Consider the following 24,185-nt stretch of genomic DNA (forward strand, 5'->3'; position numbering starts at 1 on the left):
GAAATACACCTTTCAAAATCCTTGAAAAAGCTGGCCTTATAGCTCGCGATCAGCGGGCCGCACGATCAGTTCGGTAAGTCCGCTGCTTCGCACAATCGTTACGCTGACGGACGTCCCAATCCTCCTTTCGTCCAACATGCGGAAGAGGTCGTCTGCACCTGTCACCGGCTCACCATCGAGACGCACGATCAGATCGCCTTGCTGCATCCCGGCTTCCGCCGCCGGACTCCCCGCTTGAAGTTCGCGCACCCGAACGGCGCTTTGCTGTTTCAGCTCCGCCCGATAGGCAACGCGGGCCGGCAACGGCACCTGCTCTGCGACGATGCCGATGCGTGCTCGCCTGACGCGCCCATGCGCGAGAATCTGCGTCAGCACATGCAGTGCCGTGTTCGACGCGACGGAAAAACAGATGCCCTGCGCGCCGACGATCACCGCGGTGTTGATACCGATCACCTGGCCGGCGGAGTTGGCCAGCGGACCACCTGAGTTACCAGGATTGAGTGCCGCGTCTGTCTGGATGACGTCGCCAATCAGGCGCCCATTCTGCGCCCGCAAGGATCGACCGACCGCACTGACGATACCCGCGGTCACGGTCGACTGGAATCCGAGGGGATTACCAATAGCGATCGCGATCTGCCCCTGACGCACACCCTTTGAATTTGCCAGCTGCGCGGCCGGCAATGTCTCGCTGGTCTCGCCGCGCAGTACGGCAAGGTCTGTGTCGGCATCGCGGCCCAGCGTGCGCGCGCTGAACCGCCGCCCATCGGACATCGAAATGGTGACGTCCCTTGCGCCTTCGATGACGTGATTGTTGGTGAGGATCAGCCCGTCCGGAGACACAAGTACGCCCGATCCCGTGCCTTCCGCGCGCCGGCCATTGCGGACCCCGCTCACCTCGACGTGCACGACGGCGGGCGCGACTGTATCGACGACGTCGACGACTGCGCGCGAATAGGAATCGAGCAACTCCCCGTCATCGACGAAGCTTCCGCCCGCCGACGAACTGCCGCGTGCAGGCTGCATTCCGCCAAGGAAACCAAAGACATTCGGCATGCCGTATCCCCTTTCTGCGCATCAGGCATCGATCGGCCTCGGCGCATTCCGGCAGATCATATGGGGACGGGCAGGTAGATTTGAGAAGGGCGATGCTATCGGCGAGACCTAGCTGAAACGCGTCAGCACGCTCGCTTCAGTCAGCGCCAAGAAATCTCGAACGGCGAAAGCTGCAGGCTCGACGCTTCGGGAGGTTTGCCCCGATATCCGGCCGCGACCAGCACGCCCGACAGCGTTTCACCGGCATCCTTGCGCAGCAGCACCCTGCGGCTATCGAGCGAAAGCGCGCCATCGACCCAAAGGCTCGTCTGGCCGTTTTCCTTGCCTGGCTCGTTCAGCACCACTTCCTGTTCGATCCGGATCCAGCGGCCTGTCGGCAATGCTGACCTATTGCCTGATATGCGGCCGATGCTGCCGGCGGCGGTGGGCGCGATCAAAGGACGGCCATCCCCGTCCCACTCCGGGGAGACGGACAATCCGCCAGCAGAGTCACGCGAGAGCCCTCCCGAACCGCCAAACACGCCGGGGAGGAATCCACCGCTGCCGAATGCAAACTTGTCGGGCAGAAGAACGCTGTAGCTCAGGCACGCAGCCGTCGCCGGCCTCATGCCCGGAGGCGACCAGCGAAACTCGATTCCGTTGTGGGCAGCAGCGTCCTGGTCTGCGCCCGCCGGGAGCTGCCGCAGCTTCACCTCGAGAACATCCTCCGCCGGACCGCCTGCCGAGCGCACCACGCTGGCATTGTCGATCACGCCTAGATCTCGCAGTCCCGCGCGCGCTTGCAGAGCGATGGCGCTGAGAGGCTTGCCCTCGCTGTTGTGTAGAGAAAAGCGCGTTGCCGCCGGGTAGCGCGCGCTGCACGGCTGGTCGACATCCTTATGCAAAGCCGCGTAGGCGATGTAGCCGATCACGCCGATGCCGGCGATTGCGGCGCCAACGTTGATCAGAAGCTCGAATTGCTTTGGGCTTTTCATCGGCTTGGCGAACCTTCGAGAATTGTCCGGCCCGCTGTTTTCAGAGCCGCGTCCTGGCTAACACCCATCCCGTTAAAATCCGGGGCCGTCGCCGCCGGGAAGCGCCCTCCCGCGCCATTGCTGGATATCTGCCTGCTTCAGCTTTTGTTGCCGCGGATACTGAGTTAATAACCGGTTGCGGAAAACGATTTGTCGGTGCGCGTCTTCACGAACAAGGGGAGAGGTTCATGACGATCAGGCTGGCGCTGGCAGTTGTTGCCCTGGGAGCCGCGGGATTGTTGTCCGCGCCGCAGGCGCGCGACGCGAGTGTGCTTCCGATGGGCAAGGCGCTGGAACACAGCCGGTCTGCCTCCCCTGTGATCAACGTGGCCAAGCGCCGTCGCCGCAATGTTGAGACCCGCGAAACCGCCCCGGAAACCTCGGCCATCCCACCGGGACAGGCAAGCAACGGTGAAGTCCTCTTCGGCGTCCAGGACGTCGGCTTCCTCGTCGACCGCGACGTGATCCGCGTCGGCTCGGAGATCGGCAAGTTTGACCGCATCCGTCTGCGCGTGCTGCGCAATGAGATCTACGTCACTGATCTCAAGGCCATTTTCGAGGATGGCTCCAGCGAAACTCTGCTTACCGACGCCAAGGTCCCCGCCAACCGCAAGACCGACTGGATCCCCCTGAACCACAAGGGCTTCATCAAGGAAATCCAGCTGGTCTACCGCTCCAAGCCTGACTTCAAGGGGCAGGCCCGTGTCGAGGTGTTTGGTGAATACGAAAACGGCTGGCTCGGCCCCAACGGCGAAGGGCGCAAATACAACGATGGCTGGGTGTTGCTCGGCACCGATACCGCCGGCAGCGTCGGCTTTGACAAGGTGAAGATCCCCGTCGGCCAGAACGAAGGCGGCTTCAAGCAGCTGCGCGTCTCGGTCAAGGATCGCGACATCACCATGACGAATCTCGCCGTGGTCTATTCCGATGGCGCCAAGGACGAGATCGAGGCCAACCGCATCAAGGTGGACGCGGACGGCGCCTTCGGGCCAGTCGATCTGAAGAAGGGGGCCACGATCAAGGAGATCGAGGCCACTTGGCGCTCGCGTGCGATCGCCACTTCGAAGCGCGACCGCGCCTATGCAACCGTCCAGGTCTGGGGCAAGCACTAAGCCCGCAGCGCTGCAGGAAAAGATAAAGGCCGGTGCCCGCAAGGCCCGGCCTTCTTCTTATTTGATCGCGCGAGTGGAGCGCCCCTCAGCCGAGCAATGTCGCTAGCTTGCCCTCGGCCACCATCTTGTCCTTCACCTTTTGCGGAATGGGATAGACCACCGCTTCGCCCTCGAGCGCGCGGTTGCCTTCCTGGTCTTCCACCCAGCACGCAAACACGACGTTCTTCTCGTTCTTCTCTTTCACCTGCGCCACCGCCGTGTAAGGCGCATTGAGCTTCACCGGCGCAAGAAACTTCACCGTCTGGCTGCCCCAGATCGCGCCCAGCCCCGGCATGTCCATGCCGAAGATGCCCGAGAACTTGGCCAGCGAGATCATCCCGTGGGCGATCCGCCCCTTGAACACGGTCTCCTTCGCGTAGTCCTCGTTGAAGTGCGCCGGATTGAAGTCGCCCGAAATCTCGCCGAACTTTTGTACGTCGCTGTCGCTGACCGAATAGCTACGGCGAATTTCATCGCCAAGGCTGAGATCGCTGAGCGTCTTACAGGCGTGCGGCAAGGGATTGGACATCGCGGAAGGCTCCATTCTCATCTATCGGCGGTGGAATGTTTCACGGAAGCACATGCCTGAGCAACCGCGCCGATCTGCGCATGTCACGCAAAAGAGCCGGCCCCGCGAGGAGCCGGCTTTTCAACAAGCTCGATAGATTGGATCAGCCGAACGCGCCGAAGTGGTGCGAGATGCCCGTGCCGATTTCCCTGATCAGCTCGTACGCCTCTTCCATCGGCGCCAGGATTTCCGTCTCGATGCGACCGTAGTCGTCGATCCCGTGCGGCCGGTACGTTGCCTTTTCGAGGAACTGTGTGCCATCGCTCGCGGAGTCCATGCGTCGTGGGAACGCCTTGCGCATTTCCTCGACCACCGCCGGCACTTCCAGCATCAGCCCCAGCTCGAACAGCTGCCGGTGCGAAATCTCGCGCGTCGCAAAACGCGGCATCTGCGCGGCAAGGATGAACACCCGCATGATCAACGCCAAGCGCACGGCCTGCAGGAGGTCGAGCTCAAGACGCGTATCGTCGGGGATCTTGCCGCCCTCGATGCCGATCTCCTCCAGCATTGCGTGCAGTTCCACAGCGTCGAGCCGCAGATGATGCACGAGGCTATTGATCTCGCCGTTCCGGTCATCGTCGAGCAGCAGCGTTGCCAGTGCGCGGAATGCCGGATCGAGACCCGCCTCGCGGCCCCACGAGCCACGCCAAGCCCAGAAGCCAGGGTCGAACACGATGGCATTCGCACCCATCGCGTTGAGGCTCGAAAGCTGCTTGCCGCGAGCGATCATCTCCAGCAATGGACGCAGCCGTTGCGAGTTGCGCGCCAGCTCGATGAAGCGATCACGCTCGGAGCCGACGGCGGCACCGAGGCCGGCCACGACGTTCGCCACATAGCCGAACTGCTGCAGGATCGCGTTGTTGGGGATGGCACGCATGCGCGACACCGCGCTGCGATCGACGGCACCGGTTGAATCCATCTGCCGCTTCACCGGGCGCGATCCGGTCTTGAACAGGATGTTGGCACCGAAAGCGCTGAGCACCGAGCGGTAGCCCGGATGCGCGAACAGATGTTCCTGGTAGGCCCTGAGGCGTCCGATGAAATCGAGCTTCAGGTCCAGATCCTCGTAGAACGGATCCTCTGCCTCCGCCGGTACCTCGCCGTCCATGATGACAGTGGCGAGGGCGCGCGTCGTCAGGCGCCGGTTTGCGAAGAACAGATAACCGTCGCCACCCTGGAAGCTCGTTTCGTGCTTGATCGGAATCCCATGGCGCGCAAAACGGCGACGCGCCTCGTCCGAGAACAGATAGTGCAGGCGCGTGTGCATACTGCCAGGGTGCGCACCGCGGCCCATCGACTCGCCGTGGGTCGAGAAGATCAGCGTCTCGACGCCCTTCAGCTCGGAGTTGTCGATGGCCTCAGCCACGCCGTGATGCAGGCGCTCGATCGCGAGCGTCGCGGCGATTTGGCCGACGAAGCGGCCAGCATCCGAGAAGCCCGTCTGCAGCGACAGGCGGTTGCGGCGGCGCACGTAGTTGACGTACGCCTTCTCCTCCAGCAGCCGCTCGACGATGCGCGCGCCGGTCTCGAGACCCAGCGGCGTCTCGAACAGCGGCGACACGTCGGTGATGTCGTCGACGCCGAACAGCGTTGCAAAGAAGATGGCGATCAGCACCGTAGCCGGCGATTCCGTCTCGGCGATCAGGAAGCGGACGGGCGTCTCGCGGTCGACATGCTTTTTGATCTGCGCAATGAGCGCAAACTGACGGATAGCGGTTGCCGTCTCGAGATCGAGCGACTCGAAGTTCACCGTCTCCTTGCGCGCCGTTTCGATCATGCTGACGATGCGCGCCAGCGCCTGACTTTCCGTCAGGTCGCGCGTCCACGGCTCGTGCACGAAAGCGCGGAAGGCGTTGTTGAGCTGCACGGCGTTGATGCGCACGTGGATGTGCGCGGTGCCAAGGCCGGTTGCTTCCATCAGTCCCGACAGCACCGCGACGTCGCGCTTGCCCTTGCCGTCTGGCAGTGCCTCCAGCAACGCACGCAGGAGGCTGACGATCGGCTCCACAGTGGTGATGTTGTAGCCGTCCTGCCGCGAGATGACGTTCGCAGCCTCGGCTAGCGGCGCCTTTGCCTTCATCACCCTGTCGAGCGCTTCGATTTGCTCGTCGACGGCGGCGATGGTGAGATCGAGCTTGCCTGTTACCTGGCGCGACAGCCGCTGCGCCTCGCCTTCCGCGGGGATCTCGTTCTTCAGGCCGATGAAGCGCTCGCGGATATCGTTGAGCGAGGCGCGCTTCTCCTTGAGCCGCAGGATGAACGACTTGCGCCAATCGATATCGGTGCGCCCGTCGAGGTCGTAGCCGACCCAGCAGGCGAACGTCGCCAGCTTCGGCCTAAGCTCATACGCTTTGGCCCCGAAGCGGTGCACGGCCGCCGAGAAGAAGCTGTCGAGCAGCTCTACATAGGCGTTGCGCAAGTTCTGGATGGCGTTCTGCGCCCGCCCGTGCTCGTAGGCGAGATCGATGTTGTCGTCTGGCTTGTGCGGCACGCCAATGCGCATGTTCGGATCGACATCGTCGGCGACGGCGATCTCCACGATCTTCTTGGAAAGCGCGTCGGAAAGACCGAACGTCGGATGTGCCGTCAGCACGATGCCGGTGCGCGCACGCTCCCAGCGAGCCTTGAACGTATCGAAATCGGCCGCTGCTGCAGCGCCTTCGACGAACTCGGCAAATTCTTTGTAGGTTGTGGCGCGATCGACGAAGCCCACGCGCTCCCGCAGATGCAGCGCGCGCTGCACGCCGGCACGATCCATCAGCCGCGTAGCCAGTGCCTGTAATTCGGCAAAGCTGATCTCGCCGCCTTCCAGCTGCCGCGACAGCTTGAACGCGAGATTTACGATTGGATTGAGCGCAGGCGTGTCAGGGATCTGCGTGCGCTGGGCGCGAAGCTCATCGCGAAGCCGGAACTCATCGAGTTTTCCGGGGGCGATCGGCTGCACGTCGTTCGGCATTGATATCTCCACGCTTGGCTCTAGCTAACCGCCGGCCCTCGGCAGAACGCCGATCCGTGAAGAGTTCGGGAGACGCCGAGGGGCAGGCCGGGGCCCGTCTAGCATGAGACGGGCCCCGAAGTCTTACGCAACCTTCTTGAGAGCGTTGACAACGCCAGCGACGGCGGCGCCCATCTCTGAAGGTGTCGGAGCGATGGTGACGCCGCAGCCCTTGAGGATCTCGACCTTCTCGGGAGCGGATTCGCCGAACGCAGAGATGATTGCGCCGGCATGGCCCATCTTGCGGCCCTTGGGAGCCGACAGACCGGCGATGTAGGCGACGACCGGCTTCTTCATGTGGTCGCGCGCATACTGGCCGGCCTCGGCCTCCTGCGGACCACCGATCTCGCCGATCATCAGCACGGCATCCGTCTCCGGGTCATTCTCGAAGTGCTCGAGGATGTCGCGGAACGACGAGCCGTTGATCGGGTCACCGCCGATACCGACCGAGGTCGAGACGCCGATGCCGAGAGCCTTCATCTGCGAGGCAGCCTCGTAGCCCAGCGTGCCCGAGCGGCCGACGATGCCGACGCGGCCCGGCAGATAGATGTGCCCCGGCATGATGCCCAGCATCGCCTTGCCCGGCGAGATGGTGCCGGCGCAGTTCGGCCCGGTGAGAACCATGCGGTTCTCTTTCTTGTAGCGCCGCATGTAGCGTTTCACCCGGATCATGTCCTGAGCCGGAATGCCGTCGGTGATGCACACGCAGTATTTGATGCCGGCATCCGCTGCTTCCATGATCGCGTCCGCAGCGAAGGGCGGCGGCACGAACACGATGGCAGCTTCAGCGTTGGTCTCCTGCACGGCGCCCTTCATGGTGTTGAACACCGGACGGCCGAGATGCGTGGTGCCGCCCTTGCCCGGGGTGACGCCGCCTACGACGTTGGTGCCGTAGTCGATCATCTCCTGGGCGTGGAAGGTGCCGATGCGTCCCGTGAAGCCCTGGATGAGGACCGGGGTATTCTCGTTGATGAAAATAGCCATTTGAACGATCTCCCTGTCCTTAAGCGGCGCTTTTTGCGGCGGCGACGGCCTTCTGGGCCGCCTCAGCCAGCGTTTCCGCGGAAATCACGGTGAGGCCGCTCTCGTCGATGATGCGGCGACCTTCCTCCACGTTGGTGCCCGCGAGACGGACAACCACCGGCATCTTGATGTTGAGGTCGTTCACGGCGTCGACGACGCCCTTGGCGACCCAGTCACAACGGTTGATGCCGGCGAAGACGTTGAGCAGCAGCGCCTTCACGTTCTTGTCCTTCAGCACCGCCTTGAACGACTTGGCGACGCGCTCCGGAGAAGCACCGCCACCGATGTCGAGGAAGTTTGCGGGTTCGCCGCCGGCGAGCTTGATCATGTCGAGCGTCGCCATGGCGAGGCCGGCACCGTTGACGACGCAGCCAATGTCGCCGTCGAGACCGACGTAGGCGAGGCCGCGGTCGGACGCATAGGTCTCGCGCGGGTCTTCCTGGCTCTTGTCACGCAGCTCGGCGATGTGCGGGCGGCGGAACAGAGCGTTGTCGTCGAAGCTCATCTTTGCGTCGAGCGCGACGAGGTTCTTGTCCTTGGTGATGACCAGCGGGTTGATCTCCACCATCGTCGCGTCGAGATCGCGGAACGCGCGGTAGCAGGCCATGATGGTCGGCACCAGCTTGTTGATGATCTCGGGGTCGACGCCCAGGCCGTAGGCAACTTCGCGGGCCTGGAACTGCTGCATGCCGACAGCCGGATCGACCTGCACGCGGATGATCGTGTCCGGCTGGCTCGCGGAGATCTCTTCGATCTCCATGCCGCCGGCCGCCGAGGCGACGACCATGATGCGTTCCGAAGCGCGGTCCATCACCAGGGCGAGATAGATCTCCTTGGCAATGTCGGTCGCTTCTTCGATGTAGAGGCGAGAGACCAGCTTGCCGGAAGGACCGGTCTGGTTCGTCACCAGCTTCTTGCCCAGCATGGCTTCGGCTGCCTGCTCGATCTCGCGATCGGTCGAGCACACCTTGATGCCGCCGGCTTTGCCGCGGGCGCCAGAGTGGATCTGAGCCTTCACCACCCACTTGCTGCCACCGATCTCGGTGGCGCGATAGGAAGCCTGCTCGGGGCTGTAGGCGAGACCACCGCGCGCGATCGGCACGCCGAACTTCGAGAGAAGCTCCTTGGCCTGATACTCGTGGATATCCATTATCCGTGCTCCTTCTGAAGGGTGCTTATTCGGCTGCAGCTTTGGCGCGGGCTGCTTCGCCCTTCTTGATGGCGGCGGCGGTGGCGATGAGGTTGTTCGCCATCTTCTCGGAAGCGGCGTCGATCATCTTGCCGTCGAGAGAAGCGGCGCCCTTGCCCTGAGCCTCGGCCTCCTTGAGGGCGGCGAGGATGCGCTCGGCACGCTCGACTTCCTTCGCCGTCGGCGAGAAGACTTCGTTGGCGAGCTCGATCTGCGAGGGATGGATCGCCCACTTGCCTTCGATGCCGAGGGCAGCGGCGCGCTTGGCACCGGCGGTGTAGCCGGCGGGATCGGAGAAGTCGCCGAACGGTCCGTCGATGGGACGCAGGCCGAACGCGCGGCAGGCAACCGTCATGCGCGACAGTGCGAAGTGCCACTGGTCACCCGGGTAGTCGGGGTTGAGGCCGCCGATGACGACGGTGCGGGCCTTGTTGAAGGCAGCGTAGTCGGCAACGCCGAAGTGCATGGCTTCGAGGCGGCTGTTGGCCGAAGCGATCGACTCGACGTTGGCCATGCCGAGCGGCGTCTCGATCAGCGCTTCCATGCCGATCTTGTGCGGCAGGTTCTTCGCGACTTCGATCTGGCTGACGAAGCTCTCGATCGCGTAGACGTCGGCAGCCGTGCCGACCTTCGGAATGAGGATGGTGTCGAGCTTGTGCCCGGCCTGCTCGACGATATCGACGACGTCGCGGCAGCAATAGTGCGTGTCGAGGCCGTTGATGCGAACCGAGACGGTCTTGCCGGCGCCGGCCCAGTCGAGGTCATTCAGCGCCTGGATGATGTTCTTGCGCGCCTGCTCCTTGTCCGGCGGAGCAACGGCGTCCTCGCAGTCGAGGAATACGTAATCGGCGGCGCTGGCGAGCGCCTTCTCGATCATCGTCGGGTTGGAGCCGGGAACAGCGAGCTCGGAGCGCTGCAGGCGGGATTTGCGGAGGGGATAAAGCGTATAGCTCATCTGGAGGCGTTCCTCTGAAGGCTTTTGGTTTCAGTTGATGCGACTGCCGCCGGAGTAACGGGCGCCGAGCCGCTGGGTCTTGCAAATCGCAGAAAGCGAAGCGGCGCCGATGGACGGCGCCGCTTCTAATGCACTTAGCTAGCGAGCTTCAGCTCGGGACGGCTGGTGGCCGAGGCCTTCGTCGTCTCGCGGAAGTACTCGGCAGCAGCGCCGGTACCCGAGCCCGGGACGAGGTTCACGCCGCAGTCGCGCAGCGCCATCTCGGCTGCGAACAGAGCGCCGCCGACCATGACCTCATCGAGCGCACCGAGGTGACCGATGCGGAACACCTTGCCGGCGACCTTGTTGAGGCCGACGCCGAACGAGGTGTTGTAGCGATAGTAGCCGGTCTTCACGACCTGGGCGCTGTCGACACCTTCCGGAACCAGGATGGCGCTGACGGTGTCGGAGTACCACTTCGGCTCCTTCGCGCACAGCTTGAGGCCCCAAGCGTTGACGGCGCGGCGAACGCCCTCGGCGAGGCGGTGATGACGGGCGAACACGTTGTCGAGACCCTCGGCGAACAGCATGTCGAGCGACGCGCGCAGACCGCGCAGGTGCGGCGTCGCCGGCGTGTAGGGGAAGTAGCCGAGGTCGTTGTTCTTGATCATGTCTTCGAACGAGAAGAAGCAGCGCGGCATCTTGCCCGACTTATTGGCTTCCAGCGCCTTGTTGGACACGGCGAGGATGCCGAGGCCGGTCGGAAGCATGAAGCCCTTCTGCGAGCCGGAGACGCAACAGTCGACGCCCCACTCTTCCATGCGCATGTCGATCGAGCCGACGGAGGAAACGCCGTCGACGAACAGCAGCGCGGGATGCTTGGCGTCGTTCAGAGCCTTGCGCACGCCGGCAACGTCGCTGGTCACGCCCGTCGCGGTCTCGTTCTGCGTCACGAACACAGCCTTGATCTCGTGGCCCTTATCGGCGGCGAGGATCTCGGCATACTTTTCGACCGGCACGCCCGTGCCCCACTCTTCGTCGAGAACCTGCACGTTGAGGCCGAGGCGCTGCGCCATGTCGACCCACAGCAGCGAGAACTGGCCGAAGCGGCTCATCAGAACCTTGTCACCAGTGTTCAGCGTGTTGGTGATCGCTGATTCCCAAGCGCCCGTGCCCGACGCCGGATAAATGAAGACGCGGCCGTTGGTGAGCTTGAAAGCCTTCTTCAGGTCTTCGAACAGCGGAAGCGTGAACTTCGGGAATTCGGGAGAGCGCATGTCCTCCTGGCGAATGTCCATCGCGCGACGGACGGCCTCGGGAACATTCGTCGGACCAGGAATAAAGAGATGCGGCGTAACGAGCATGATGTGTCTCCTCCGAATTGCCGTCTGAATTGGCGTCTGGATATGAATGCGCCTTAAGCGCGGGGCCCCACCATCGCGCCCGAAGGAGGACCGTTGTCTGTTGCTTGCGGCTGGGCCGGGAGCATCTATTTACGTTGATGCCTTCACAACACCCGATCGGGCAGCCGTTGGACGCGATTGGGTAGTGGTTCGGTTGTGCTTGAGGGTAGTCATTCCTACCCACCAAACCGGGCGCGATTGCCAGCCGATTTCCGCTGGTGATCGCGCACGCTTTTCCGCGCCGCTGACCCGCTGGAACATTAGCTGTTCGTGACGCCGAAGCAATGTGCAAAAACGCGCGCATCGATTGTGCAGCGCGTCAATTCTCAGCACGCAGTCAGCGCTGATCCATCGTCGTTTGCATGTAGAGCGCAACCGCCATCGCGCGATTTGAAACGCCGAGTTTGTCGTAGAGATTCTTGAGATGGTATTTGACCGTGTTGCGCGAAATGCCGATGCGCGAAGCGATCTGCAAATTCGTCCAACCGTTTGCAAGCGCGGTAAGGAGTTCGCGCTCTCGCGACGTAAGCTCAGAGAACGGATCAGTCGTCAGCGCTTGCAGGTCGATGTACGGCAGTGACATGCGCCCGCGTGCGACGGCGGCAATGCTCTCGACCAGCACCGTCGGTTCATCGCTCTTCGAGATGAATCCCCAAGCGCCAAGTCTGATGGCCTGGCGCAGCACTTCCTTCCCCGGTTCGCCCGTGTAGACGACGATCCGCGTCCCCAGGTGGCGGCGCTTGATGGCCGACAGGATCTCCGCGCCGGTCGTATCGGGGAATGACCAGCCGATGATGCCGATGTCGGTTGGCCGCTGCTCGATGGCGGACACGAACTCCGCACCCGAAGCTACGGCGTCGAGCACATCGAAGCGGCCATCGCGGGTGATGAAGTCGCGCAGGCCAGAGCGCACGACCGGGCTCTTGTCCGCGATCATGACCGTTGGGCGTTGGGCACCCTGCGTGGTTGCAAGCAATGAGTCCGCCATTTCAGTCATTGGTAGCAGCGAACCTGAAGGATTCGGTCAAGAGGCGATTTCCAAAAACGCTTGCCTCTACACCTTTCCGCAGGCCTTCCCTTCAGCGTCTGCGCACTCGCGATGTTCGACTTCGACTGTGGCATGAACCACCCCGAATGCTTGCTTCAACCGTTCCTTGATGGCTGCTGCAACTCGTTCGGGCGGGACATTGTCGCATGTGAGAGCGTGCAGCGTCATGACGCGCCGGTTCTCGCTCAACGACCAGGCGTGGATATGATGGACACCCTGCACGTCCGGCACCGTCGCTTCCAGATCCTTCTGCACCTCGCGTACGTCGAGATCGTTCGGCGCGCCCTCGAGGAGGATGTGACCGGCTTCCTTCGTGATTAGCCACGCGCTGCGCAGAATGAGCAGAGTGATCACGATCGAGAGGATCGGATCGATCGGCGTCCAGCCGGTGTAGAGGATCACGACGGCAGCCCCGATCGCGGCCACCGAGCCGAGCAGATCGCTCATCACGTGCAGTAGCGCCGCCCGGACGTTGAGGTTCGGATCACCGCCGTGATTTAGAATGAGCAGCGTAACGACATTAACCAATAGACCGATCGCGGCGATGATCAGCATCGTCCCGCCCAGCACCTCGACCGGATTGAACATGCGCTCGATCGCTTCGTAGCAGATCATCGCTGAGATGAAGAACAAGGCGAGGCCGTTCGCGAAGGCGGCGAGAACCTCGAACCGGTCGAACCCATACGTGCGCTTCCAATCCGCGGGGTGCCTCGCAAAACGGACAGCCAGCCACGCCAAGATCAGCGCTGCAGCGTCGGTCAGCATGTGGCCGGCATCCGCGAGAAGGGCCAGCGATCCTGAAATGATCCCGCCCGCCACTTCTGCAAGCAGCGTCACCGTCGTCAGTGCGGCAGCCAGTAGCAGGCGGCGCTCGTTGCGCCCTCCCGAGCTCACATCGCTTTCAGGACCGCCGGCACGCGGACCGTGCCCGTGTCCGGAGCCATGACTATGGGCGTGCCCGTGATGATGTCCCATGCGCATTTCTCCTTGTTGGCCCACTATAGCACTTCACCCGCGGGGCAATTTGTCAGGCAGCGACAATGGTGTGCTTCGTGCAAAGACGCCCCTAAAGGCCCTCGCCCGGAGCGAGCGGCGGTCGGAATTGAAGCGGTGAGCTTTCCCTTGTCCCCAGGCACGCGCAACAGCCTGCGCCAGATTGCGCTGGCTCTGCGGAGCAGCGGCGATCCTGGGGCCGGCAATCACCCAGTTGCGGCACTCCTGCTCGTCACCGCCTCCATGGCCCTCCTCGTCGGGATTGCAGCCGTTGCGCGCAGTGCGGCGCTGTCCGGCGTAGACCCACTGCAGATCATGTTCTTTCGCAACTTTTTCTGCGTCGTGTTGATGCTGCCGCTGCTCTGGCGTCGCGGCGCATCCCTCGTGCGCACGAAGCAGCCAAAGCTGTACGCCTTTCGCGTCGCGGTCAGCTTCGTCGCCATGCTCTCCTATTTCGAGGCGCTGGCCTTGCTTCCGATGGCCGAGGTTACCGCCATCGGCTTCCTTGCTCCGTTGTTCGGGGCGCTGTTCGCGATTTTCCTTCTCGGCGAATACGTCGGCCTGGACCGGTGGGCCGCACTGTTTACCGGCTTCCTCGGTGCCATGATCATGCTGCGGCCGAGCGGCACGGCTTTCGGTCCGGGCCAGATCGCAGCGCTGGTATGGGCTCTATCGATGGGCCTGATCGGTCCTCTCATTAAGCAACTGACGGAATCGGATGACGCAGACCGCATAGTCTTCATCACCAACCTTGTTTCGGTCCCGCTTTCGATCATCCCGGCGCTTTGGGTGTGGTCTTGGCCGCCGCTCGCCGTCTGGCCGCAACTCGTTCTCCTCGGCGTTTTCGCCGTGCTTGGCCACATGACGTTGGTGCGCGGGTTCGCCATTGCCGATGCGTCGCTGGCAATGACGTTCAATTTCAGCCGGCTGCCGTTTTCGGTCCTTGTCGGCTATCTGGTTTTTGGCGAGCTGATCGACGGCCGGACCTGGGTGGGCGCTATCGTCATTTTCGCTGCGTCGGTTTTCGTGACGCACCGGGAATCTCGATTAGCAAGAAATACTCTTTCCTCGCAGGAATAGAGCCAGTGGGGCATTCGCACATTTGCAGAGTTTGGCTTGCCTGATGTGACGGTTCCACGCTGTTCAAACACTTGCGCGCGGAGTTTGAACCGACAATATCGGCGCGCGAATTATCAGCCGGCTCCGAGTGCGGTCCGTCGGGGGCAGCCAATAAGAGCACGTTTGGGAGGAACCCGTCCTTGACCATCAAGTCCGACATTGAGATTGCGCGCGCCGCGACCATGAAGCCGATCACGGAGGTGGCCGCCAAGATCGGCATCTCCGCCGATGCGCTCGTCCCCTATGGCCACACCAAGGCGAAGGTCTCGTTCAAGCACATCGACAGCTTGAAGGACGCCAAGGACGGCAAGCTCATTCTCGTCACCGCCATCAGCCCCACGCCCGCCGGCGAAGGCAAGACGACGACCACGGTTGGCCTCGGCGACGGCCTCAACCGCATCGGCAAGAAGGCCATGATGTGCCTGCGCGAGCCTTCTCTCGGGCCGTGCTTCGGCGTCAAGGGCGGTGCGGCCGGCGGCGGCTACGCGCAGGTCGTGCCGATGGAGGACATCAACCTCCACTTCACAGGCGACTTCCATGCCATTACCTCGGCGCACAATCTTCTGTCGGCGCTGATCGACAATCATATCTACTGGGGCAACAGCCTCGGCTTCGACACCCGTCGCGTCGCCTGGCGCCGTGTGCTCGACATGAACGACCGCGCGCTGCGCGAGATCACCAACTCGCTCGGTGGTGTCGCCAACGGCTTCCCGCGCACTGACGGCTTCGACATCACCGTCGCATCAGAGGTCATGGCGATCCTTTGCCTCGCACTCGACCTCAAGGATCTTGAGCGCCGCCTCGGCAATATCATTGTCGGCTACACGCGCGACAAGTCGCCGATCCGTGCGCGCGAGTTGAAGGCTGATGGCGCCATGACGGTCCTGCTCAAGGACGCGATGATGCCGAACCTCGTGCAGACGCTGGAGAACAACCCCGTGTTCATCCACGGTGGCCCGTTCGCCAACATCGCCCACGGCTGCAACTCGGTTCTGGCCACGAAGTCGGCTCTGAAGCTGGCTGACTACGTCGTCACCGAAGCGGGCTTCGGCGCCGATCTCGGTGCCGAGAAGTTCTTCGACATCAAGTGCCGCAAGGCAGGTCTCGCGCCGGCAGCCGCCGTCGTCGTCGCCACCGTTCGTGCCCTCAAGATGCACGGCGGCGTGGCCAAGGATAACCTGAAGAACGAGAACGTGCTCGCGGTGAACAAAGGCTGCGAGAACCTGAAGCGCCACCTCGAGAACATGGCGAAGTTCGGCGTGCCGGTTGCCGTCGCCATCAACAAGTTCGTCACCGACACCGATGCGGAGCTGGAAGAAGTAAAGAAGGCCGCCGAGAGCCTTGGCGCCAAGGCCTTCGTGTGCACGCATTGGTCGGACGGCGGCGCCGGTACCGAAGACCTGGCCCGTCACATCGTCGAGCTGACCGACACGACGCCGTCGAACTTCAAGCCGCTGTACGCCGATAACGTCTCGCTGCGCGACAAGGTCAAGACCATCGCTACCGAGATCTATCGCGCCTCCGACATCGCTTGCGATGCATCCGTCGAGACGGCGTTCAAGGATCTCGAGGCCGCCGGCTTCGGCAACCTTCCGGTGTGCATGGCGAAGACGCAGTACTCGTTCTCGACGGACCCCAGCAAGCGCGGCGCCCCGACGGGCCACGTCGTGCCGGTTCGCGAGCTGCGTTTGTCGGCCGGCGCCGAGTTCGTGGTCGTCATCACGGGTGAGATCATGACCATGCCTGGTCTGCCGCGTGTGCCGGCAGCTGAGGCTATCCGCCTCAATGCCGACGGCCAGATCGAAGGTTTGTTCTAACCCGAGGATTTCCAAGGGTCCGCTATAAGCAGTCCGCCCCAGTTGCTCTCTATCAAGGCAAATGCTCGCGTTTCAGGCAGTGTTCTTTGTACGATTTGCTGCCACTTTTCCTGGAATACGGGCATGATGCAGCTTGGTTTGGCAATTGGGGCGGAAGTTGCAGCAGCAGGAACAGACGTCGGTCAAAGCCACGCAGGCGCTCCGCAAGGCTTTCGATGAAATGAACGGCACCGGTGACGGTGTCCGCGCGCCATACAATGCAGTGTCCGAGTGGCTCGGCACGCAGAAGCTGGAAGACCTCAAGCAAAAGCTGCTTGAGGCAGAAACGATGTTTCGCCGGACCGGCATCACGTTTGCCGTCTACGGCAAGGAAGAGGCCGCTGAACGCCTCATTCCCTTCGACATCATCCCGAGGATCATCTCCGGCCCCGAATGGCGTCGTCTGACGGCCGGCATTGAGCAGCGCGTTCGCGCACTCAACGCCTTCATGTACGACATTTATCATCGCCAGGAGATCATCAAGGCCGGCAAGATTCCCGAAGAGCTTGTCGTCGGCAACTCGGCATTCGTTCCTGAAATGATGGGCGTCGAGCCACCACTCGGCATCTATAGCCACATCATCGGCATCGACATCGTGCGCACCTCCGAGAATGACTTCTTCGTTCTGGAGGACAACACGCGTACCCCCTCGGGCGTGTCCTACATGCTCGAGAACCGGGAAACGATGATGCACATGTTCCCGGATCTCTTCGCGCGCAATCGCGTTGCGCCCGTCGACGACTATCCCGAGAACCTGTTGAAGACGCTCGCGAGCGTCGCCCCACGCGGCCTCGAAGGCGAGCCGACGATCGCCCTGCTGACGCCCGGCCAGTACAACAGCGCCTACTTCGAGCATTCATTCCTCGCCGACCAGATGGGCGTCGAACTTGTCGAAGGCCACGATCTGGTTGTGCTCGACGGCAGTCTGCAAATGAAGACCACGCAGGGTCTTCGCCGCATCGACGTCCTCTACCGCCGCATTGACGACGACTTCCTCGATCCGCTGGTGTTCCGTTCCGACTCTGTCCTGGGCGTGCCCGGCCTCTTCGATCTCTACCGTGCCGGCCGCGTGACCATCGTCAACGCTCCGGGCGGCGGCATCGCCGACGACAAGGCGATCTACAGCTACATTCCTGAGATCATAAAGTTCTACACCGGCCGGGCGCCGATCCTTCAGAACGTGCCGACCTACAACTGCCGCAAGCCCGACGACTTCAAGTATGTGCTCGAGCACCTGCCCGAACTCGTCGTGAAGGAAGTGCACGGCTCCGGAGGCTACGGCATGCTCGTTGGCCCCACGGCGTCCAAGGCCGAGATCGAGGCATTCAGGGCTAAGCTCGTGGCCAACGCCACCAACTACATCGCCCAGCCTACCCTCGCGCTGTCGACCTGCCCCACGCTCGTCGATACCGGGGTGGCGCCCCGTCACCTCGATCTCCGACCCTTCGTCCTCTTTGGCGATGAAGTGCGCCTCAGCGCCGGCGGACTGACCCGCGTTGCGCTGCAGGCGGGCTCGCTCGTCGTCAACTCCAGCCAGGGCGGCGGGACGAAGGACACCTGGGTTCTTCAGGACTGACAACAGGCATCAAACAGGCGCTCACATCGCATGCTAGGACGGACGGCCAACGACCTTTATTGGCTGGCGCGCTACGTAGAGCGGGCCGAGAACATGGCTCGCCTCACCGAGGTCGGCTATCGCATTGTCCTGTTGCCGCGCGACGGCGACGGGACACACGAGGAATGGCGCTCGACGCTTTCAAGCGCCGGCTGCGCGCAGGGCTACTTCTCGAAGTTCGAGACGCTCAACACCCGCGACGTCATCAACTATCTGCTGTTCGACTTCTCCAATCCCTCGAGCGTCAAGTCGTGTCTTGCTGCCGCGCGCCGCAACGGGCGCGCCCAGCGAACCTCACTCACGCGCGATATGTGGGAGAGCCTCAACGCGGCTTGGATCGAGTTCTCCAACATAAATCCTGCGAACATTACCGCGGGAGAGTTGCCGCGCGTGCTCGACTGGGTGCGCTCGCGCTCGGCGCTCTACCGCGGCGCGCTGCTCAACACGATCCTGCGTAACGATACCTTCTTCTTCAGCCAGCTCGGCACCTTCCTCGAACGCGCCGACAACACCGCCCGCATCCTCGACGTGAAGTATTACGTGCTGCTGCCGCAGATCGAGATGGTTGGTGGCGGCGTTGACGCTGTGCAGTGGGGCGCTATCCTGCGGTCGGTGTCTGCCCACCGTAGCTACCGCTGGGTTTACAAGGAAAACTACAAGCCTTGGCGCATCGCCGAGTACTTGATCCTGAACCAGGCCATGCCCCGTTCGCTGCGTTCTTGCTACGACGAGATCAACATTGCGCTCAGCGATCTCGCCAACCTTTACGGGGAGCGCTCCGTGTGCCACGAGACTGCTGCCGGTACGCGCAATCTCCTGTCGAGCGGCAATATTGACGACATCTTCCAGTCTGGTTTGCACGAATTCATCGAGGACTTCATCATCCGCAACAACCGGCTCGGCAACGACGTTGCCGAGGTCTACCACTTTAACGGTTGATGGGGTCGCCACGTGCTCGTCTCAATTGGTCATGTCACGCGCTACGCCTACGCGACGCCTGCAAGCTACAGCATCCACACGCTGCGCATGACGCCGCCGAGCTTCGAAGGGCAGAAGGTGGTGAGCTGGCGCGTGGAGATGCCCGAGATCGATCGCGCGCTGCGCTACCGAGACGCGTTCGGGAACGTCTGCCATCTCGTCTCCATCCCTTATTCGCACACGCAGTTGGCGATTATCGCCCGTGGCACTGTCGAAACTCAGGATAAGTCTGGCTTCGTGCGTGGTCTCACCGAGGTGTCGCCGATCCGCATTTTCCGGCGTCAGACGGCCAAGACCGAGCCGGATCAGGCCATTGCCGACATCGTGGCAGGGCTCAAGTCCGAGGATCGAATCGACCGCTTGCACGAGCTGATGCAAGTCATTGGCGAGCGTGTGGAGTACGTCGTGGGTGCGACCAACGCCCACACCAGCGCCACGGAGGCGCTGAGCGACGGCCGTGGCGTCTGCCAGGATCACGCGCACATTTTCATCTCCGCAGCGCGGCTCATGGGACTGCCGGCACGCTACATCAGCGGCTACTTCGTCACCGGTGAAGAGCTGGCCTCAGAGGCCCAGCACGCTTGGGCTGAGGCATATATCGACGGTCTTGGCTGGCTGGGCTTCGATCCCGCTAACCAACTTTGCCCGACAGACCGTTACATCCGTCTGGCCACCGGTCTCGACGCCGGCTCCGCCGCCCCGATCACCGGGAACCGCCGCGGTGGCATGGACGAGGTTCTTGACGTCTTCGTTGAAGTCCAGCAGCAAAGCAGCGCCCAGCAGCAATAGAGCCCCCGATCGGGGCCCACCGGGCGCTTTTAAGTTTGGACTGGGGACGAAGAGATGACTTACTGCGTGGCCCTGCGGCTCAACCGCGGGCTGGTATTCGCCGCCGACACACGCACCAACGCTGGCGTCGACAACATCGCTCAGTTCCGTAAGGTCCACACTTGGCGCAAGCAGGGTGAGCGCGTGCTCGTCCTTCTCACCGCCGGCAATCTTTCTCTGACGCAGTCGGTCGTCAGCCTGCTCAACGAGCAGATCGCCGAGAGCGAGAAAGAGCCCGAGGCGGTCAACCTGTTCAACATTCCTTCGATGTACCGCGCCGCGCGCCACGTCGGCGACGCCGTGCGTGCCATTCGCGCCATTGATGGCCCCGCCCTCGAAGCCTCGAAGACCGGATTCACCGGCTCGTTCATCCTCGGTGGCCAGATCGGTGATGAGCCCCCGCGTCTGTTCCAGATCTATTCTGAGGGCAACTTCATCGAGGCGACGGACGAGACGCCTTTCTTTCAGATTGGCGAGCACAAGTACGGCAAACCGATTCTTGATCGCGTTGCCCAGCCCACCATGCGCCTCGGCGAGGCTGCCAAGCTGATCTTGCTCAGCTTCGACTCCACCCTTCGCTCCAACCTCTCCGTCGGCATGCCGATCGATATTGTGCTCTACGAGCGAGACAGCCTCGACCTGCGCCGGGAAAAGCGCATCTACCAGGACGATGAGTATTTCAAGAATCTGTCACACGCCTGGTCCGATGCCTTGCGCGAGGCATTCACCAAAATCGAGGAATTCGACGTCTAAGGCGCGCATTTGCCCAGTGGCGGCCGGCAGGAAATGCGATTACGCCGCAATTGCCGCCTAACAGCGGCTAGGCTTGCGGTGCCATTTGCTTTGCTCCATGTGGAGCTTCAAAATCTTTTGCCGACAGCTCCAAGCTGGGGGAGGACAAAATGAACATCTGCATGGTTGGCGCCGGTTACGTCGGCCTCGTTTCCGCAGCCTGTTTTTCAGAGTTCGGTTGGACGGTCACTTGCGTCGATAAGGACCCGCAGCGCCTCGCCGAACTCAATGCCGGCAAATCGCCCATCTATGAGCCCGGCCTCGACGATCTGATGCAGCGGAACATGCAGGCAGGGCGCCTTGTGTTCTCCGACAACCTCGGCGCCGCAGCCAAGGATGCCGATGTCATCCTGCTCGCGGTCGGCACGCCGATGCGCCGCGGCGATGGCTACGCCGACCTCTCTTATGTCTATGCCGCGGTCGACGAGATCGCCCCGCACCTCAACGGTTTTACCGTCATCGTCACCAAGTCCACCGTGCCCGTCGGCACCAGCCGCGAGATCGAGAGCCGCCTGCGCTCAGCGCGCCCCGACGCCGAGTTTGCCGTCTGCTCCAATCCTGAGTTCCTGCGTGAAGGCTCCGCCATCGGCGACTTCATGCATCCCGATCGTGTTCTCGTCGGCACCGACGATGACCGCGCCGAAGAGATCATGGCACGCCTCTATAAGCCGCTCGCTCTGCGCAGCGCGCCCGTCGTGTTCGTCGGCCGCGAGTCCGCCGAGCTGGCGAAGTACGCCGCCAACGCGTTCCTCGCGCTCAAGATCAGCTTCATCAACGAGGTGGCCGATCTGTGCGAGCAGGTTGGTGCCAACGTGCAGGAGGTCGCCTCGGCCATCGGCAAGGACCGCCGCATCGGCGACAAGTTTCTGCATCCCGGCCCTGGCTATGGCGGATCCTGCTTCCCCAAGGACGTCTCGGCGCTCATTCGCACCGCGCGCGAGCACAAGTCGCCCGTGTCGATCATCGAGCAGGTGCAGCGCGTCAACGACGAGCGCAAGATTTCCATGGCGCATCGCATTGAGGCCGCGGCTGGCGGCTCCGTGCGCGGCAAGACCATCGCCATCCTCGGCGTGACCTTCAAGCCCAACACCGACGACATGCGCGATGCGCCGAGCCTCGTGATCGTGCCGATGCTGCAGGAGCGCGGCGCCACCGTGCGCGTCGTCGATCCGCAGGGCCGCAAGCAGGCTGATCCGCTGCTCCCCGGCGTCGTCTGGTGCGATAACGCGCTTGAGGCGGCTGTCGGCGCCGATGTGCTCGTCACCGTAACCGAGTGGAACGAGTTCCGCGGTCTCGACCTCACGGCCGCCAAGGCGAAGATGCGCGGCGATGTGCTCGTCGATCTGCGCAACGTCTATTCGCCAGAGCTGGCTCACGCGGCGGGCTTCCGCTACTGGGCGGTCGGCCGCAAGTCGGACGATGTCGATCTGGTCCCCGCGCGCGTCGCGCTCAGTGCGTAGTCGCGGCTCCGCCGCAGCACGATCTTGACCTCGCGGTTTGCCGCTGGCACCCGCGAGGCCGTTTCCCCAGCCTTATCTGAGCGCGCCAAGCGTATCGCCGCTGCATTCGCAGCGGCGATGTCCCGCCAGTTGAGCGCTAGAACTTCGATCGGCCCTATGACGCGCGGGAGCACGATCGCCGCGGCAATCCCTGTCGACCAGCCACATGAGCCGGAAAGCACCAGATAGCCGCCGAGTCCTAAGGTCGTCGATTGCAGCGCCGGACGTAGCGCCCTGAGTGCTGCCGCGGCATGCAGCTCCCGTTGTGAGCCGCCGGGCGTCTGTCTCTCCCCGGTCGGCCGTGAAAGCACGGCGCACAGCGCCACCGCGCTGCCCGCTAGAACAGCGAAGCTGCCAAGTAGCGGATGCAGCAGGGTGAGACCGGTAACATAGAGGAGCAGCCACGGCGCGTCGCAAATGTCTGCCGGCGCCGCCCCGCGCAGCACACGCGCGATAGCGAAGCGCTCACCGCGGCCACTGAAAAGAACCGCAAGGCGCCGCTCGGCCCGCCTGCTGCACGCCCCTAACAGAACCTGGCGCCTGAGTTCGACGAACGCGCCGAGCACATACAACCAGGCGGCAGCGCCGGTCAGTGCAAGCAGTTCGCCCATGCTGCCCCTTGGCAGCACGCGCCCGAACAGGATCAGCGTGTAGGCGGGCCCGGTGAGAGCCAGCACATTGAGCGCCGCCGTGTAGAAGAAAGCGCTGGCCAGCACCCAGCGTCCGCCGAGCACAGCCACCGCCGCGAGCGCGAAATATCGATATGGGTTCGCAGGTTGGCTGATCGCCATTGCCCCCTCGGCACCGGCAACGCGCGCATTCGCGAGCTGCATCGCGAGGCGAACAAATCCTTAACAAACAACTAAAGATTGTAGTTTAGGGTGTGTAGTGGTCAAGGGATTTGTCGCGCCTCGCGGGTGAGAAGCGCCCCCCCGTCATGCCTTCCCGATAAGCTCAAACGCCGTAAGGAAAAAAGCTGTGCGCCCTCGATCAGCGCGCGTCCGCATGGCATAGATCGATGAAATGGCCGCCAACGGCCCAAAAAACAGCAGCGGAGGGCGAGGGGACACTCGAAGATGGGCCAGCCACAGACACTTGCGGCTTATTTCGCCGGATGGGCCGGGGAAAGGCCAGCGCGGCTCGCCGTAGCATCGACGATGCGCGCGCTCGCGACAGTAGCCATCGAGCTTTCTGAGCTTCTCGGCCAGGGAGCCCTTGCCGGTCCCCTGGGTCGTGGCACCGGCAAGGTCGGCGACGTGGACGAGCAAAAGGAGATCGACCTTCTCGCCAACAACCGCATCGTCGAGGTGCTGCGCGATGCGCCCGTCGCCGCCATTGCTTCCGAGGAGATGGACGCCCCGCTGCTCCTTGATGAAAAGAAGCCGCTGCTGGTCGCCATCGACCCGCTCGATGGTTCGTCCAACATCGACGCCAACGCCTCCATCGGCACGATTTTCACGGTTCTTCCCGCCCTCGAACACAACGGGGAGCCGTCCGCCTTCCTGCAATGTGGCGTCAATCAGCTCGCCGGCGGCTTTTTCCTCTATGGACCGCAGACTGTGCTCGTCTCGACGGTCGGCGCCGGCACGCAGGTCTTCACCCTCGACCGCCGCACCGGAACGTTCGTGCTGACGCATCCGAAGGTCGAGATCCCGGCGCGCACCACCGAGTACGCGATCAACGACTCCAACTCGCGCCACTGGGACGACCCGGTCCGCACCTACATCGATGACTGTCGCCGCGGCAAGGAAGGCCCCCGCGGACGCGACTTCAACATGCGTTGGACCGGCTCTCCGGTGGCCGATTTTTATCGCATCATCTCGCGCGGTGGCATCTACCTCTATCCGGGCGACAAGCGCCGCAGCTTCCGCAACGGCCGCCTGCGCCTCGTCTACGAGGCGAACCCGATATCGTGGGTGATCGAGCAGGCCGGCGGCGCCGCCTCGACCGGCCGCGAGCGCGTGATGGAGGTGCGGCCCAGCTCGCTACACCAACGCATCCCGCTCATCGCCGGATCGCGCTTCGAGGTCGAGCATGTGGTAAGACTGCACGACGGGCGCCAGGTACGCGGCGAACGCTCGCCGCTGTTCAGCCGCCGGGGCCTCCTCCGGTTCTAATTAATCAATAA

The 24,185-nt window shown here is 63.0% G+C and carries 20 protein-coding genes; 9 read left to right on the forward strand and 11 right to left on the reverse strand.

Translation table 11 applies throughout. The annotated features are described in order from the left end of the window. Nucleotides 1-36: 36 nt before the first annotated feature. Together NDB2M4_RS04500 and NDB2M4_RS04505 are read right to left on the reverse strand one after the other, a co-directional pair. Entirely contained in the window at nucleotides 37-1,053 is a 1,017-nt protein-coding gene (locus NDB2M4_RS04500) for a S1C family serine protease (RefSeq protein ID WP_083555755.1), read from the reverse strand. 140 nt (nucleotides 1,054-1,193) lie between these two features. Further along, complete coding sequence (locus NDB2M4_RS04505) at nucleotides 1,194-2,027, reverse strand: polysaccharide lyase (protein ID WP_072370634.1); 834 nt, start codon at nucleotides 2,025-2,027, stop codon at nucleotides 1,194-1,196. 227 nt (nucleotides 2,028-2,254) lie between these two features. Between NDB2M4_RS04505 and NDB2M4_RS04510 the strand changes: the two genes are divergently transcribed. Continuing rightward, nucleotides 2,255-3,178, forward strand: a complete 924-nt coding sequence (locus tag NDB2M4_RS04510; protein WP_072370638.1) for a DUF2541 family protein — start codon at nucleotides 2,255-2,257, stop codon at nucleotides 3,176-3,178. An 85-nt stretch (nucleotides 3,179-3,263) separates the two neighbouring features. On the opposite strand, the gene NDB2M4_RS04515 is transcribed toward NDB2M4_RS04510, so the two are convergent. The 8 genes from NDB2M4_RS04515 to NDB2M4_RS04550 all read right to left on the reverse strand — a co-directional run bounded on the left by NDB2M4_RS04515 (nucleotide 3,264) and on the right by NDB2M4_RS04550 (nucleotide 13,352). After that, on the reverse strand, nucleotides 3,264-3,746 hold the full coding sequence (locus NDB2M4_RS04515; protein WP_072371834.1) for a MaoC family dehydratase: 483 nt from the start codon (nucleotides 3,744-3,746) through the stop codon (nucleotides 3,264-3,266). Nucleotides 3,747-3,888: 142 nt separating this feature from the next. Next, nucleotides 3,889-6,741 (reverse strand): phosphoenolpyruvate carboxylase, encoded by a 2,853-nt coding sequence (locus NDB2M4_RS04520; protein WP_072370641.1) that lies wholly within the window; start codon nucleotides 6,739-6,741, stop codon nucleotides 3,889-3,891. A 123-nt stretch (nucleotides 6,742-6,864) separates the two neighbouring features. Then, nucleotides 6,865-7,764, reverse strand: a complete 900-nt coding sequence (gene sucD / locus NDB2M4_RS04525; protein WP_072370645.1) for a succinate--CoA ligase subunit alpha — start codon at nucleotides 7,762-7,764, stop codon at nucleotides 6,865-6,867. Between the two features lie 19 nt (nucleotides 7,765-7,783). Continuing rightward, on the reverse strand, nucleotides 7,784-8,953 hold the full coding sequence (locus NDB2M4_RS04530) for a malate--CoA ligase subunit beta (RefSeq protein WP_072370648.1): 1,170 nt from the start codon (nucleotides 8,951-8,953) through the stop codon (nucleotides 7,784-7,786). A gap of 25 nt (nucleotides 8,954-8,978) precedes the next feature. Next, nucleotides 8,979-9,947, reverse strand: a complete 969-nt coding sequence (locus tag NDB2M4_RS04535) for an HpcH/HpaI aldolase/citrate lyase family protein (RefSeq protein ID WP_072370651.1) — start codon at nucleotides 9,945-9,947, stop codon at nucleotides 8,979-8,981. 134 nt (nucleotides 9,948-10,081) lie between these two features. Next, nucleotides 10,082-11,290 carry an aminotransferase class V-fold PLP-dependent enzyme gene (locus NDB2M4_RS04540; RefSeq protein ID WP_072370654.1) on the reverse strand — a complete coding sequence of 403 codons (1,209 nt, stop codon included), beginning with the start codon at nucleotides 11,288-11,290 and terminating at the stop codon, nucleotides 10,082-10,084. A gap of 376 nt (nucleotides 11,291-11,666) precedes the next feature. Next, complete coding sequence (locus NDB2M4_RS04545) at nucleotides 11,667-12,317, reverse strand: LuxR C-terminal-related transcriptional regulator (RefSeq protein WP_072370656.1); 651 nt, start codon at nucleotides 12,315-12,317, stop codon at nucleotides 11,667-11,669. A 66-nt stretch (nucleotides 12,318-12,383) separates the two neighbouring features. Further along, nucleotides 12,384-13,352 (reverse strand): cation diffusion facilitator family transporter, encoded by a 969-nt coding sequence (locus NDB2M4_RS04550; protein WP_072370659.1) that lies wholly within the window; start codon nucleotides 13,350-13,352, stop codon nucleotides 12,384-12,386. On the opposite strand from NDB2M4_RS04550, the gene NDB2M4_RS19915 reads away from it, so the two are divergent. From NDB2M4_RS19915 to NDB2M4_RS04585, 7 genes are all read left to right on the forward strand, one after another. Continuing rightward, a complete protein-coding gene (locus NDB2M4_RS19915) occupies nucleotides 13,326-14,450 on the forward strand; it encodes a DMT family transporter (RefSeq protein WP_171988022.1) in 1,125 nt (374 codons plus the stop codon). The two genes, NDB2M4_RS04550 and NDB2M4_RS19915, sit on opposite strands and share 27 nt — an antisense overlap. Before the next feature lie 179 nt (nucleotides 14,451-14,629). Next, complete coding sequence (locus NDB2M4_RS04560; protein WP_072370665.1) at nucleotides 14,630-16,306, forward strand: formate--tetrahydrofolate ligase; 1,677 nt, start codon at nucleotides 14,630-14,632, stop codon at nucleotides 16,304-16,306. 220 nt (nucleotides 16,307-16,526) lie between these two features. Then, nucleotides 16,527-17,921, forward strand: coding sequence for a circularly permuted type 2 ATP-grasp protein (locus NDB2M4_RS04565; RefSeq protein ID WP_072371837.1), 1,395 nt, complete (start codon nucleotides 16,527-16,529; stop codon nucleotides 17,919-17,921). A 30-nt stretch (nucleotides 17,922-17,951) separates the two neighbouring features. Continuing rightward, nucleotides 17,952-18,899 carry an alpha-E domain-containing protein gene (locus NDB2M4_RS04570; RefSeq protein ID WP_072370667.1) on the forward strand — a complete coding sequence of 316 codons (948 nt, stop codon included), beginning with the start codon at nucleotides 17,952-17,954 and terminating at the stop codon, nucleotides 18,897-18,899. 12 nt (nucleotides 18,900-18,911) lie between these two features. After that, a complete protein-coding gene (locus NDB2M4_RS04575; protein ID WP_072370669.1) occupies nucleotides 18,912-19,727 on the forward strand; it encodes a transglutaminase family protein in 816 nt (271 codons plus the stop codon). 54 nt (nucleotides 19,728-19,781) lie between these two features. Then, entirely contained in the window at nucleotides 19,782-20,519 is a 738-nt protein-coding gene (locus NDB2M4_RS04580; RefSeq protein ID WP_072370672.1) for a proteasome-type protease, read from the forward strand. A gap of 149 nt (nucleotides 20,520-20,668) precedes the next feature. After that, a complete protein-coding gene (locus NDB2M4_RS04585) occupies nucleotides 20,669-22,018 on the forward strand; it encodes a UDP-glucose dehydrogenase family protein (protein WP_072370675.1) in 1,350 nt (449 codons plus the stop codon). On the opposite strand, the gene NDB2M4_RS04590 is transcribed toward NDB2M4_RS04585, so the two are convergent. Further along, nucleotides 21,949-22,890: a type I secretion system permease/ATPase gene (locus NDB2M4_RS04590; RefSeq protein ID WP_072370678.1), complete on the reverse strand. Its 942-nt coding sequence runs from the start codon at nucleotides 22,888-22,890 to the stop codon at nucleotides 21,949-21,951. The two genes, NDB2M4_RS04585 and NDB2M4_RS04590, sit on opposite strands and share 70 nt — an antisense overlap. A gap of 243 nt (nucleotides 22,891-23,133) precedes the next feature. Here NDB2M4_RS04590 and NDB2M4_RS04595 point away from each other — a divergent pair, with 243 nt between their 5' ends. Further along, nucleotides 23,134-24,174 (forward strand): class 1 fructose-bisphosphatase, encoded by a 1,041-nt coding sequence (locus NDB2M4_RS04595; RefSeq protein WP_072370681.1) that lies wholly within the window; start codon nucleotides 23,134-23,136, stop codon nucleotides 24,172-24,174. Nucleotides 24,175-24,185: the final 11 nt, after the last annotated feature.

The sequence above is a fragment of the Hyphomicrobium sp. NDB2Meth4 genome (genome assembly GCF_900117445.1).
GTDB lineage: Bacteria > Pseudomonadota > Alphaproteobacteria > Rhizobiales > Hyphomicrobiaceae > Hyphomicrobium_A.

Excerpts from the sequence above, each read along its gene's own strand:
- NDB2M4_RS04590 (WP_072370678.1), bottom strand. The coding sequence starts at position 22,890 with ATGCAGCTCGCGAATGCGCGCGTTGCCGGTGCCGAGGGGGCAATGGCG.
- NDB2M4_RS04510 (WP_072370638.1), top strand. The coding sequence starts at position 2,255 with ATGACGATCAGGCTGGCGCTGGCAGTTGTTGCCCTGGGAGCCGCGGGA.
- NDB2M4_RS04565 (WP_072371837.1), top strand. The coding sequence starts at position 16,527 with ATGAACGGCACCGGTGACGGTGTCCGCGCGCCATACAATGCAGTGTCC.
- NDB2M4_RS04505 (WP_072370634.1), bottom strand. The coding sequence starts at position 2,027 with ATGAAAAGCCCAAAGCAATTCGAGCTTCTGATCAACGTTGGCGCCGCA.
- NDB2M4_RS19915 (WP_171988022.1), top strand. The coding sequence starts at position 13,326 with ATGGGCGTGCCCGTGATGATGTCCCATGCGCATTTCTCCTTGTTGGCC.
- NDB2M4_RS04585 (WP_072370675.1), top strand. The coding sequence starts at position 20,669 with ATGAACATCTGCATGGTTGGCGCCGGTTACGTCGGCCTCGTTTCCGCA.
- NDB2M4_RS04535 (WP_072370651.1), bottom strand. The coding sequence starts at position 9,947 with ATGAGCTATACGCTTTATCCCCTCCGCAAATCCCGCCTGCAGCGCTCC.
- NDB2M4_RS04570 (WP_072370667.1), top strand. The coding sequence starts at position 17,952 with ATGCTAGGACGGACGGCCAACGACCTTTATTGGCTGGCGCGCTACGTA.
- NDB2M4_RS04520 (WP_072370641.1), bottom strand. The coding sequence starts at position 6,741 with ATGCCGAACGACGTGCAGCCGATCGCCCCCGGAAAACTCGATGAGTTC.
- sucD (WP_072370645.1), bottom strand. The coding sequence starts at position 7,764 with ATGGCTATTTTCATCAACGAGAATACCCCGGTCCTCATCCAGGGCTTC.
- NDB2M4_RS04530 (WP_072370648.1), bottom strand. The coding sequence starts at position 8,953 with ATGGATATCCACGAGTATCAGGCCAAGGAGCTTCTCTCGAAGTTCGGC.
- NDB2M4_RS04580 (WP_072370672.1), top strand. The coding sequence starts at position 19,782 with ATGACTTACTGCGTGGCCCTGCGGCTCAACCGCGGGCTGGTATTCGCC.
- NDB2M4_RS04515 (WP_072371834.1), bottom strand. The coding sequence starts at position 3,746 with ATGTCCAATCCCTTGCCGCACGCCTGTAAGACGCTCAGCGATCTCAGC.
- NDB2M4_RS04595 (WP_072370681.1), top strand. The coding sequence starts at position 23,134 with ATGGGCCAGCCACAGACACTTGCGGCTTATTTCGCCGGATGGGCCGGG.
- NDB2M4_RS04500 (WP_083555755.1), bottom strand. The coding sequence starts at position 1,053 with ATGCCGAATGTCTTTGGTTTCCTTGGCGGAATGCAGCCTGCACGCGGC.
- NDB2M4_RS04550 (WP_072370659.1), bottom strand. The coding sequence starts at position 13,352 with ATGGGACATCATCACGGGCACGCCCATAGTCATGGCTCCGGACACGGG.
- NDB2M4_RS04540 (WP_072370654.1), bottom strand. The coding sequence starts at position 11,290 with ATGCTCGTTACGCCGCATCTCTTTATTCCTGGTCCGACGAATGTTCCC.
- NDB2M4_RS04545 (WP_072370656.1), bottom strand. The coding sequence starts at position 12,317 with ATGGCGGACTCATTGCTTGCAACCACGCAGGGTGCCCAACGCCCAACG.